The 11,755-nt window shown below is 61.4% G+C and carries 10 protein-coding genes, 1 pseudogene and 1 riboswitch; of the genes and pseudogenes, 8 read left to right on the top strand and 3 right to left on the bottom strand.

Annotation, left to right across the window (positions count from 1 at the left end; genetic code table 11):
- The coding region (locus ACFFWD_RS15800) for a TCP-1/cpn60 chaperonin family protein (RefSeq protein WP_376966643.1) at positions 1-637 on the top strand (637 nt) is incomplete at its 5' end.
- 1,001 nt (positions 638-1,638) lie between these two features.
- Positions 1,639-1,854, top strand: coding sequence for a hypothetical protein (locus ACFFWD_RS15795; RefSeq protein WP_376966641.1), 216 nt, complete (start codon positions 1,639-1,641; stop codon positions 1,852-1,854).
- A gap of 207 nt (positions 1,855-2,061) precedes the next feature.
- Here ACFFWD_RS15795 and ACFFWD_RS15790 read toward each other — a convergent pair whose 3' ends face one another.
- Both ACFFWD_RS15790 and ACFFWD_RS15785 read right to left on the bottom strand, forming a co-directional pair.
- The gene (locus ACFFWD_RS15790) at positions 2,062-2,487 is read right to left on the bottom strand and encodes a hypothetical protein (protein WP_376966639.1); all 426 of its coding nucleotides are present in this window, start codon (positions 2,485-2,487) and stop codon (positions 2,062-2,064) included.
- A complete protein-coding gene (locus ACFFWD_RS15785; RefSeq protein WP_376966637.1) occupies positions 2,450-2,905 on the bottom strand; it encodes a hypothetical protein in 456 nt (151 codons plus the stop codon). Before ACFFWD_RS15785 ends, ACFFWD_RS15790 begins: the two co-directional genes overlap by 38 nt.
- Positions 2,906-3,187: 282 nt before the next feature.
- Between ACFFWD_RS15785 and ACFFWD_RS15780 the strand changes: the two genes are divergently transcribed.
- From ACFFWD_RS15780 to ACFFWD_RS15755, 6 genes and pseudogenes are all read left to right on the top strand, one after another.
- Positions 3,188-3,730 (top strand): hypothetical protein, encoded by a 543-nt coding sequence (locus tag ACFFWD_RS15780; protein ID WP_474796882.1) that lies wholly within the window; start codon positions 3,188-3,190, stop codon positions 3,728-3,730.
- 630 nt (positions 3,731-4,360) lie between these two features.
- Positions 4,361-4,663: an HU family DNA-binding protein gene (locus tag ACFFWD_RS15775; RefSeq protein WP_376966635.1), complete on the top strand. Its 303-nt coding sequence runs from the start codon at positions 4,361-4,363 to the stop codon at positions 4,661-4,663.
- A gap of 473 nt (positions 4,664-5,136) precedes the next feature.
- A pseudogene (locus tag ACFFWD_RS15770) lies at positions 5,137-5,211 on the top strand (hypothetical protein); the annotation flags it as partial.
- A 52-nt stretch (positions 5,212-5,263) separates the two neighbouring features.
- Positions 5,264-5,434 (top strand): hypothetical protein, encoded by a 171-nt coding sequence (locus tag ACFFWD_RS15765; protein WP_376966706.1) that lies wholly within the window; start codon positions 5,264-5,266, stop codon positions 5,432-5,434.
- Between the two features lie 171 nt (positions 5,435-5,605).
- Positions 5,606-5,819, top strand: a riboswitch (cobalamin riboswitch).
- Between the two features lie 105 nt (positions 5,820-5,924).
- Complete coding sequence (locus ACFFWD_RS15760; protein WP_376966633.1) at positions 5,925-7,820, top strand: ribonucleoside-diphosphate reductase subunit alpha; 1,896 nt, start codon at positions 5,925-5,927, stop codon at positions 7,818-7,820.
- On the top strand, positions 7,811-8,884 hold the full coding sequence (locus ACFFWD_RS15755) for a ribonucleotide-diphosphate reductase subunit beta (protein ID WP_376966631.1): 1,074 nt from the start codon (positions 7,811-7,813) through the stop codon (positions 8,882-8,884). The genes ACFFWD_RS15760 and ACFFWD_RS15755 overlap by 10 nt, the downstream gene beginning before the upstream one ends.
- 707 nt (positions 8,885-9,591) lie before the next feature.
- Here ACFFWD_RS15755 and ACFFWD_RS15750 read toward each other — a convergent pair.
- Entirely contained in the window at positions 9,592-11,190 is a 1,599-nt protein-coding gene (locus ACFFWD_RS15750) for a Y4lR C-terminal helical domain-containing protein (protein WP_512699838.1), read from the bottom strand.
- Positions 11,191-11,755 lie beyond the last annotated feature (565 nt).

Below are 11,755 nucleotides of genomic sequence, written 5' to 3'. Positions count from 1 at the left end.
CGCCGGCAAGAAGGCCGACATCGACGCCCGCGTTGCCCAGATCAAGGCGCAGATCGAGGAAACCACCTCGGACTACGATCGTGAGAAGCTGCAGGAGCGTCTCGCCAAGCTCGCGGGCGGCGTTGCGGTGATCCGCGTCGGCGGCGCGACCGAGGTCGAGGTGAAGGAGCGCAAGGATCGCGTTGATGACGCGATGCACGCGACCCGCGCGGCTGTCGAAGAAGGAATCCTGCCGGGCGGCGGCGTCGCTCTGCTCCGCGCCACCGAAGCGCTCACGGGCCTGCGCACCAAGAACGACGACCAGAAGACCGGCGTCGAGATCGTGCGCAAGGCGCTGTCGTCTCCGGCCCGCCAGATCGCGATCAACGCCGGTGAAGACGGCTCGGTCGTGGTCGGCAAAATCCTGGAGAAGGTTCAGTACTCCTACGGCTTCGATGCGCAGACGGGCGAGTACAGCAACCTGGTCTCCAAGGGCATCATCGACCCGACCAAGGTCGTGCGCACCGCAGTCCAGAACGCCTCCTCCGTGGCGGCGCTCCTGATCACCACCGAGGCGATGGTCGCCGAGCTGCCGAAGAAGGCTGCTGCCGGCCCCGCAATGCCTCCGGGCGGCGGCATGGGCGGCATGGACTTCTGATCCAGCCGCGTCGCGCAAACCACGACATGCGAAACCCCGGCAGCAATGCCGGGGGTTGTTTGCCGACTCCTTCGCTTGCTCCGGCATCGCTTCTATTGTTGAGCTGTTGGAACTACGACCGTTTCTCGTACCTCGCGGGCTGCTCGCACCCTCGCTTCCGCGCAATTGCAGCGACGCTCCTCGCAAATCCCCAAGCCCCGCGGCAAGGATTCGATCGAGATGAAGGTTAAGCGTGAGTGCGACGTGAAATTGGCTTGCATTGCCAGCTGCAGCGAGCTGTCCGCCAAGTTCTTGCCAATCATTCACAATCATTGCTGCCGGATTGTGCGCCGTTCCCAACCGATCGCTACGGCGTATCGATATCCTTGAGGAGAGGTCTTCGACCACATCTTGGGGAGTATGGATATGCTCTTTCCCGGCTGAACTCTGTGCTATGATCTTTATGTTTCTGATTGTTGCGTTTGAGGGAAGCCATGTTGGGTGAAGATTTCAGGAAGCAGCGTGCCAGTTTGGTGCGAGATCTGGCCGCGCGAGCGGATCCTTTTATTAAGCGGCGCCTGCTCGACCTCGCGGCTCGATATGAAGGCCCTGAGCGTCGTCCTGCTCCTACCACACCGAACGATCTTCAGATTGCGAGCAGCAATAGGCAAGTCGCCGAGAAATAATGGGGATTTGCTGAGACGTCGTCCTTTGCGCGGACAATTCCGGTGGTTCTACGGAATCCGCAACAGGCCTGAAGAAGTCTAGTCTAGTCTAATCGTTGCCGGGGCTGGTTTTCCATACCGAGCAAATTTTCAGATTTACCGGCAAGGGGCCGCGGCGCGAGCGGTCCCTTTCGATTGAGGCCGCCGTTTCGATTTTCGTCTCAGATCGATCCCGAAGGAGAGGGACGCGGCGGAGATATTTCGGCTTCTGCGCGCGTACCGCGCCATCAAAGACCGAACGGTGAGGCGGCACGTCGTGGAGGGTGAACGAAGTTCGGCCGTTTCAGCATCTTTTGCTTGCAATTCAGCGGCAGCAGCAGCTCGCGCCTTGTTGGCTTCGGCTACAACAAGCTGGCTGCGCTCAACCGCAAGCCGGTGCGCCACTTGGTCTTCAATTTGGTCGCGCTGCTTCGCCAGATGCCCACGCTCCTGGCGCAACGCCTCGGTCTTACGAGCTACTTCGGAAACTTTGTTGGCGAGCGGCTCCTGAAAGCGTCGGCACGATTCCTCTAGTAGCGGAGCTGCGAGCGATCCGTAGCTTAATTTCGTTCCTGCAGTGCGGACGTTGATGAGTAGGCTCCTGCGCTGCGACGGCGGCCAACTGCACCAATACATTCAGTGCTTATTCATTGTAGCCCCGATCTGTAACGACCAGCGAGGCACCTACCGGGATTGGCAGCCATTCTAGCTCAACGTGCCCCTCAAGTGCGCGCGCCCTACCTATTCTGTGCATTCATTTACCAAGATCCCCTTGCCCGCCTTAAACACTTCCTGTTCTTTCGGGTGCGCACGATCAAACCAAGAGCGATCAAACCAAGAGCCTGGGGGATAGGTGGCGATACGCTTGGCCAAGAACGAGCGCGGCTCCCAAGCTTGTCCGTCGCACGTCTCGAAAATGATCACTCCACCACGAGTGAAATCACGAGGCCCTCGAATATTGCAGTTCACCATAATCAGTACGCGCCACAGATCGCTTTTCGTGGCCTCTTTGTCATCCACCTTCTGCAGGTAATCCACCCCGACCGGATCGCCGATCGTGCAACGGCCACGCCGCAGAAGGTCGCCCAACTTGCCCTGTGCGGTCATCACGAAGTTGAAGTTGACGGGATCATGCAAAAAGCGAAGGTTCGCCCCCCCTTTGGCCATCTGCGACTTCACTGGCGATAAGCGAGAGTGCGAATGCCCTCCAGCCCAATTCCATCGGTCTTGCATACGGTGATCCAATCTTCATTGCCCCGTCGGCCGCAAGTTTCCAGAGAATTGCATATTCGTCTGATTTATCGTTCGGATGTTTGGCCCACGAAAAGAAGACATATTCAGCACCGTCGTGCGGCTGAACGATCCCCCATGTTCTCGGTACGAAGTGCGCCACTTTCGAGACATTGGAGATGATCTGCTCGACAGTCTCTCCGTCCTGCGCTCGCCAAGTTGACTTGACCTTGTCGACAAGCGTGCTGTCGTTCGCCCGAGCACCGCCGCTAGTGACGGCTAACCCACCCCGGCAAATCAATACGAGACCGAGACAGAGCCAAAACACGCACCTTTCAGCCATTTTCTTCGTCATCACGCCTTGCGTTTGATCGAGGTCAACTCCAAAGCGGAGTATTATATTAAGCTTGCACCTGCTCGATTCCGACTGAACCGCCGGCCAATATTGAATTAATGTATTCCCGAAAAGATCGCCGATGCACCTACCAGGAATACTAGGCGCCTATTCGTCCGGGAGAAGTCTTGCCAGGGGCGTGCCGTTGTTTGCCCTGGTACGCCCGTGGGCTACGGGTGGGATGTATGAGAGGCAGACTTTGTCGCACCATCTGCTAAGCTTTTCGCCGCTGCGCCTTGGATCATGGTCAGAGGCAATCGCGAAACCTGCAAGCTTGCAGGCGAAGGTTGGTTTCGCTTCCTTGACCACGATCCGCCACCGAAGAAATGCCCCGAGCTTGATATGGGCGGCTTCTTTGTGACCGGCATTGGCGGCCTTGGTTTCGTGGTCATGGACGGCGCCGCGGTAGCCAAAGACAAAGACGATGATGATGACGAGGATGTATCCCCAGAAGTGGCTGGCACCGATGTCAGCGCGATGCTACGGCGGCAATTCGCGCAGATAGGTGGTGGCGTGCAGTCGCCGACTTGGCTCTTGACCCATGCGCCGTTCAATGCCGTACGCTTGAACAAGAACACTCAGCAAGATCAGGTTGACAACACCATCGAGCAACGGGCCCTCGGCGATTTCCTACCGCCTGCGGTCAAGATGATCGTGTCGGGGCACGCTCACGCGTTTGAGGCGCTTAGTTTTGGCGAAGCGAGTCCGGCGCGTGTCCCCACAACTCGTGATCGGCAACAGCGGTACCGAATTGGCGAAGGAGCCCGAGGAACCGACCGAGGTTGACGGCGTACCAGTCACGAGCGATCTTATCCTCAGCAAATTCGGGTATATGGTGTGGGATCGGGACGAAGCGAACTGGAACGGACAGCTATTTGATGAAGCCGGGTTACCGATCGCGCGCTGCAAACTGGTCGAACGAGACCCAAGCTGTAGGTGAACATTTCTGGTCTGAGTTTTTTGTCCGCCTTTCTTTGTGTCGGTGTGGCCGTCCACGCATCATTTTTGCCCGAGCGCGGAGATGGATTGCCCTGAACTGAACGGGGGTACATACGGCAGGCTGCTGCTCCATTCCGAAGGGGCAGCAACGAATGAGCGAAGCGACCGTGAACCGAAAACGCCGGCCATGGCGAGGAAAATTCTCAGTAGGGCCCAGGCGCAGACACAGACTCGGAACGTGGCGCGCGCTGCGGTGTCGTGACCCTGAAAAGGGCCGTCGATCGAACCCACCTGATGTACGAATCGGACGCCGGAAGCACGTCAAACTGATCCTTGTGTTTTGGCTTCCGATAGGTTTTAAGCCCGTCACTTCATGACCGCGGCGCGAACGGGAAGCGATTTGTGCGGTTTTGCCGTGCTCGAACAAACGTGACGGAATCGGCGTAGTTCGTTCTGCGCCTCTCAAAGGAATCTATCATGGCCAAGATGACCAAGAACCAGCTAATTGACGCGATTGCTGAAGGAACGCAGATTTCTAAGGCTGACATTAAGACCGTCATCGAGCAGCTGACGGCTGTAGGCTACAAGGAGTTGAACCAGTCCGGTGAGTTCGTCATTCCCGGCTTCGTCAAAATGTCGGTCGTGAACAAACCCGCTACTGAAGCCCGCAGCGGAATTAATCCCTTCACGAAGAAGCCGATGGAATTCGCGGCCAAGCCGGCCAGCAAATCGGTTAAAGCGTCACCGCTCAAGGTTGCTAAAGACGCAGTCGCGGTATGACGAGATCGCCGCTCTCCATGGATAAATTGCAACCAGGCCAGACGGCGGGGGCCGTCGGCACAGTAAGGCCGAGGCTACGCTCCAGAGAACCAAACGGATTGCACGACGAAAGAAGGCCAGCGAAGTCCGACACACCGCGATCGTAAGACGGTCGCGACGCTAAGGTCCGTGACGTCCGGCGAGGTGCCGGTGACGTAAGCGAGTCAGGCGATCACGCGATCGCCTGAATTAAGCTAGCGAATACGCATCGCCGGATGGGCGCAGACGACTCGGCCGGAAGAGGTGCGGACCCGGTTCGATCGGATCATCTCCGAGCGCTAACGCGATGAGGATGCTTCCTCGATCAAATACTGGAGGACCGGTGTCGCAGCGCTTTCGGCTCGCAGCAATGGTGTTGAGCATCAGCGGCCAAGCGCAGCTTTAGATCAGCGGTGAAGCAGGTCGACCCGCTCCTGATCGAGCCGGCGCAGACGATGGGCGCGACGCCGCAGCAACTGTTCGGCAGGGTGATCCTTCCGGCGGCGCCTCCGACCATCTTCGTCGGCATTCGCCTCGCCAGCGCGTCCGCCATACTCGTGCTGGTTGCCTCCGAGATGGTCGGTGCCAAGGCCCGGTCTCGGCTATCTCATTATCAACAGCCAGTACAGCTTCCTGATCCCGCAGGTGTATTTCGGCATTCTCGGCATCACGGTCATAGCACTTGCGTTCAATGCCGTTCTCGAGACGCTGGAGAGGCGATTCATGCGATGGAAGGCGCCGGTGACGCGATGAGTGTGCAGACAGTTGCGAGCAAAAAGAAGTGTCCGTCTCCGATGGCGCACATTGGATGTGATCTAGGCTCGAGTCGCGCCGGGGCGGCAGAGTCGTTAGTTCCAACACTTTTGCCTTCTGAACCGTGATCTCCCCCAGCACAAGGCTTGACGAATCTCGGTGAGCGGTGCCTATATGTAGCCATGTCACGGTCTTCCATCCCCACATTTCGTACGGTGGAAGCTAAGAGGGAATCCGGTGCGCCGGCAACGGCTACTCCGGGGCTGCCCCCGCAACTGTAAGCGGCGAGCGGCTGTCATCATGGTCACTGGTGCGACAGCGCCGGGAAGGCCGACAGCCGCAGCGACCCGCGAGCCAGGAGACCTGCCGCGACAGAACGAACGTCCTCGGGCGGGGTGCCCCGGTGGGTCGCTTGCAGCCGGGGACATTTGCCCGGCCTCCTCGCAAGTCGTCCGCGCGGCCCCAGCCCCAAACATCGTCGGGGTTGCCGATGGCGCTGTCTTACGATTTCGATCAGCATGGTCATCTCGTTGAGCCGCCGAGTGTGCGGCCGCCGCCATCGCCGGCTCCGCTGCCGTGGCCCCTCGCGCCATCGCCAAAGCCGTCCGACCTCACGCTCGATCGGTCGCGCGACGACCTGCTGACGTCGTTCGGCAAGCTGACGCTGACCGACCGTTATCTGCTCGCCGGCGAAAGCCTCCAGGACATGTTCGCGCGGGTGTCTTGCGCCTTCGCGGACGATGTTGCGCATGCCCAACGTCTCTATGATGCGATGTCTCGGCTGTGGTTTATGCCGGCCACACCGGTGCTCTCCAACGGCGGCACCACGCGCGGCCTGCCGATCTCGTGCTTCCTTAACTCGGTGTCGGACTCGCTCGAAGGCATCGTCGGCACCTGGAACGAGAACGTCTGGCTTGCCTCCAACGGCGGCGGCATCGGCACCTACTGGGGCAATGTTCGCTCGATCGGTGAGAAGGTGAAGGGCGGCGTCACCTCAGGCATTATCCCGTTCATCCACGTCATGGACGGCCTGACTCTGGCGATCAGCCAGGGCTCGTTGCGGCGCGGCTCGGCGGCGGTCTATCTCGATATCCACCATCCCGAGATCGAGGAGTTCCTCGAGATCCGCAAGGCGTCCGGCGACTTCAACCGCAAGAGCCTCAACCTGCATCACGGCATCAACGTCACGGACGAGTTCATGCGTGCTGTGGGCACCGGCACCGCGTTCGCTCTGCGCAGCCCCAAGACTAACGAGGTCGTCCGCGAGATCGACGCCCGCCAGCTGTGGCAACGCATCCTCGAGAACCGGCTACAGACCGGCGAGCCGTATCTCTTGTTCATCGACACCGTGAACCGCGCGCTCCCCAAGCACCAGCGCGAGCTCGGCCTCAAGGTCTCGACCTCCAACCTGTGCAGCGAGATCACGCTGCCGACCGGCATCGATCATCGCGACGAGGAGCGCACCGCGGTGTGCTGCCTGTCGTCGCTCAACCTCGAGACCTGGGACCAGTGGAATGAGGAGCCCGGCTTCATCGAGGACGTCATGCGCTTCCTCGACAACGTGCTCACCCACTTCATCACGGTTGCGCCGGACGGCATGAAGCGTGCCCGCTACGCCGCTCTGCGCGAGCGCTCCGTCGGCCTCGGCGTCATGGGCTTCCACTCGTTCCTCCAGGCCAAGGGCATTCCGATGGAGAGTGTCCTGGCCAAGTCGTTCAATCTGAACATGTTCCGAAAAATCCGTCGCGATGCCGACGCGGCATCCGTGGCGCTCGCTCACGAGCGTGGCCCGTGCCCGGATGCCCTGGAACGCGGCGTGATGGCGCGCTTCAGCCACAAAATCGCGATCGCGCCGACCGCCTCCATCAGCATCATCTGCGGCGGCACCAGCGCCTGCATCGAGCCGATCCCGGCCAACATCTACACCCACAAGACGTTGTCCGGCGCCATCTCGGTGCGTAATCCGCATCTCGCAAAGGTGGTGACCGCCAAGGGTGCCGACACCTCGGCGACCTGGCAGTCGATCATCGCGCACGAGGGCTCGGTCGCCCATCTCGACATCCTGTCGGAGCACGAGAAAGCGATCTTTCGCACCGCCTTCGAGATCGACCAGCGCTGGATCGTCGAGCTTGCCGCCGACCGCGCCGCGTTCATCTGTCAGAGCCAGTCGATCAACCTCTATCTGCCGGCCGACGTCGATAAGTGGGACCTCCACATGCTGCACTGGACGGCATGGAAGCGCGGGGTGAAGAGCCTCTACTACTGCCGTTCAAAATCGATCTCGCGCGCGGCGTTCGCCGGCAAGATCGCCGATGGCGACAAGGTCGCGCCGCAGCAGCCGGCGCCGCAGCGCACCGACTATGAGGAGTGCCTCGCATGTCAGTGATCGATCTCTCGTCCGTCGATCCGCGCACGCTGATTGGCAAGGGGCGCGTCGGCCTCCTCGACTCGACCGGCAGCTATGACGTCGATCGCTACGCCTGGGCTTACGAGTTCTGGAAGCGCCAGCAGCAGACCCACTGGATGGGCGAGGAGGTGCCGCTCGGCGCCGACCTGAAGGACTGGGCGTCGGACCGCGTCACCGCCAACGAGCGTGCGCTGCTCACCCAGATCTTCCGTTTCTTCACTCAGTCGGACATCGAGGTCGGCGACAACTATTTCAAGCGCTACATCCCGATCTTCCAGCCGCTCACCGTCCAGATGATGATGGCCGCCTTCACCAACATGGAGACGGTCCACATCGACGCCTATGCGCTGCTGCTCAAGACGCTCGGCATGCCCAAGACCGAGTTCGAGGCATTCCGCGGCTATGCGGAGATGCGCGCCAAGGCGGACTACATGCATCAGTTCGGCGTCGACACCGTGGCCGATGTCGCCCGCACGCTGGCGATGTTCGGCGCCTTCACCGAAGGCATGGCGTTGTTCGCGAGCTTCGCCATGCTGCTCAACTTCCCGCGCCACAACAAGATGAACGGCATGGGACAGATCGTAAGCTGGTCAGTGCGCGACGAGAGCCTCCACTGCGAGGGCGTCATCAAGCTATTTCACGAATGGCACCGCGAAACCGGCGCGGTGACGCGCTCCGTCCGCGACGACATCGTCGACGTCGCCAAGACCATGGTGAAACTGGAGGAGAACTTCGTCGATCTCGCCTTCGGCCTCGGCAAGATCGAGGGCATGCGGCCCGAGCAGATCCACGCCTACGTCCGCTATGTCGCCGACTGGCGGCTGACCCAGCTCCGGATTGCCCCGGTCTTCGGCTTCTTCGAGGCTAAGGAGGGCGGGTCCACACAGCTCAAGGCGCATCCGCTGCCGTGGCTCGTCGAGATTCTCAATGGCGTCGAGCACGCCAATTTCTTCGAGCAGCGCGCCACGGAGTACTCCAAGGCGGCGAGCCGCGGCAGCTGGGACGGCGAAGACGGCGTATGGGCGGCTTTCGGCCGTATGTAGGCAAGCCGATCCAAGAGACAGTCGGTAAGCTCGGGGAATGCATGAGGACCGGGCAGCCGAATGGAAATCATACCGCTGGCCTTCTCGCGTACGTGCCCAAGGCCTTCCTTACGCATAAACTCCTGCGTCAGCTTCTCAAACGGCAGCGGTCGCCGCTCAAGATGTGTGGCAAGTGTTCGAAGCAGACCAACTTCCCGCGCCACAGATTCCGGCATGCGCTGGAGCTTTCCTCGGACGGACAACGATTCCGGATTAAGTAGAGCACTTTGCCTTCTTGCGGAATCGACTTCCAAGCCGGGCTTCAAGGAGTTGCGATGATCGTCGTCTGCGGTCGGTCTCCGATGGGCATGCCCAAACGCTCGCGGCCTGGATGTCGGTCATAGGCCGGGGGCGCGCCCGCGCAAGGCATCCAGCCGTATTCCGAAGTGCCGGGCCTCGGTCGGACCCTCCGTTGCGCGCCCGCTCGATACCGCCGGCCATTTTCATTCCCGCCGGCCGCGCAGGGCGTGGCCGATCACCAAGGGAGCATCTCAAATGGCGCCTCGATTCCGGCCGTTGTAAGGTTGGCGCGCCACGACCGATGAAGATGGGCACATATTGCTTTGCCGTAGCACTATGATGCGGCCGCCCGGCGTTCGCGCCAATCTGTAGCTCTACGATGACGTGCGATCTCGCGCTACGCCCGGTCGGAGTGATGCGAGGCTCCCTCACATTCGCCCAGCGCTTCCGAGCGCTGCGATCGTCCGCAGTGCGATATCGCGCATCAATCCGATCTCGGTCATATCCCGTCCGTCGGCGAGCGCTTTCGCAACGAGCGCGACCTCGCGCCAGCACAGATCGGCCTCCGGAGGGGCCTCGCGCATCCATAGGGCCGTGCGCAGAACAACCTCGGCCCATCTGTCACGGCGCCGTGCGATGACGCTCTGCAAGAGATAACTGGCAAGCTTCGTGCGATCACGGCCGCGTGCGCTCTCCACCGCTTGTGCGACCTGCGCGTCGTCCTCGAACCAAGATTGTGCGATGGCCTCGATGTCGGCCAGCTTGTCGCTCTTGCGTAGCACCAATGCGAGCGCCGCGGGCTCGCACATCGCCTTCGGGATGTCGGCGATCAGCCCGGCAAGCGCTTCACTGAAGGCCATCCGCGCGGGTTGCCAGTCAGCACCGCCGATCGTCTCGGCAACCTGGAGCAGGCCCAACGGCGGCGCTTCCCCTTTCTCCGTGCTGAGCGCCAAATGGTGCGCCACGGTGCGGTCGAGATACGGGCGGGATACCGCAAGCGTGGGGGCGTCCATCCCTGCGCCGGCCAGGCTCGCCTCGACCCGGCGGCGCGATTCCGGCTCGCCGCTCCAGGCGTCTGCAATCCCGTCTTTGGTCAGGACCGACGAGATCCGCTTCTTCCGTCCGGCCGGCGACACCAGCAGGAAACCTTGCGTTGTTGCGCCGTCGATGGCCGTGGCCACAACTGATTCGATGCTGCCCGCTTCCCACTGCGCGCAATCGATCCCCGCGGCCCTCGCCCTGCGGATGACAGCATCGACCTCGGCTCGCTCGGCCCCTGGTCGCCAATTGCGCATCGCAATCAGCCGCCGAACATCCGTCGGCGTCAGCGAGGCGGCGACCTGGTCAAGCGCTCCGGCAACCGTGCGGCGAATGGCTGATTCCGGATCGAGCAGGAACAGAACCGCGGCGGCGCGGGCTTCAGGGATCCCGGCGAGCGCCATGGCTCCTGCCAGGGAGCTGCGGGCTTCTGCCGGCATGGCATGGCTGTTTTCAATCAGTGAGCCGACAACCACAAACGGATCGCCGCCGCAGGCCTCGAGGATGCCGCCGAGCGCGGCGCGGACGTCAGCCGGAAGCGGCCTGCTCTCGTCCACGTCGATGGCGTGCCTGGCCGACGCCGCGGCAAGCTCTGGCGATGCCAGAATCTTCGATTGGTGCAGCGCTCCTCCCACGAAGGCGAGCATGCGTGCATCGACCTGTCCCGCCTCAACCCGTCCGACGACGTCGGCCTGAAAATCCGCGATCAGCTTGGCCGCATCCGCATAGCCGCGATCGGTGCGATAACGCAGATGCTCGAGGAGCCGTTGCAGCAGAAACAGATAACCGATAGCGAGCACCTCGTCCTTGCCGGCCGGAGGCATGTGGCGGGCCGCGCCCGCAAAAGCTGCGAAGATTTCGCGCGGGGAGCTTTCGCAGTATTCATCAAGGTCGGCGCTGAACGGGGGCGACCGGCCCTTGGATAGTGCGCGCGCGATCTGTCTCGCATGGTCATCGGTCGGCGAAGACTTTGGCTGGGCTCGGGTCATCAATGTTACCTCCGCGAATCAACCGATGTTAGCGGGGGGATCGCGCCTCAGTCTTGTCGGAGTCGCGGTAGTCCACTGCGCAGATGCGTGTCCTGGTATCGGCAAGCTCTTGCGGCTGCGAATAACACCCACCCGGCCCGTCGGGGAACTTTGCGCGCACCCCATGGGCTTGCTTGTCACGATGCGCTATTCGTGAGCGCCGCGCGATGCGGAGACGATTCGGCGGTGTCGTAGGGCCGACCGCGGTGAAATGGTCCTGCATCGTGCAAAATCGTATAATGGCGCACCCGCCACGATTCGAACGTGTGACCTCCACCTTCGTTGGACAATTGCTTCACGCCGGCAATTGCGCGCACCCGCTCCTTAACGAGTGTCTCAGAAGGATGAGCTGCTTGTATTGGTCTTCGGTCAGCAGCAATGGGCCGCGCTCAGCGCCGAGCTATGGACGTATAAGGAAAGCCGTCGGCGATCGAGTTCTTCGTTGAGGCGCAGCGCCTGTTGTTTCGCCGTTTATGCCGACTGCCGCACTATGCCGAATGGTTTTGGAAGAGGCCGTCGTTTGCGC

This window comes from Bradyrhizobium erythrophlei (assembly GCF_042430365.1).
Classification (GTDB): domain Bacteria; phylum Pseudomonadota; class Alphaproteobacteria; order Rhizobiales; family Xanthobacteraceae; genus Bradyrhizobium; species Bradyrhizobium erythrophlei.
The sequence above is the reverse complement of the archived record's forward strand: the minus strand, read 5'-3'. Positions and strand labels throughout refer to the sequence as shown.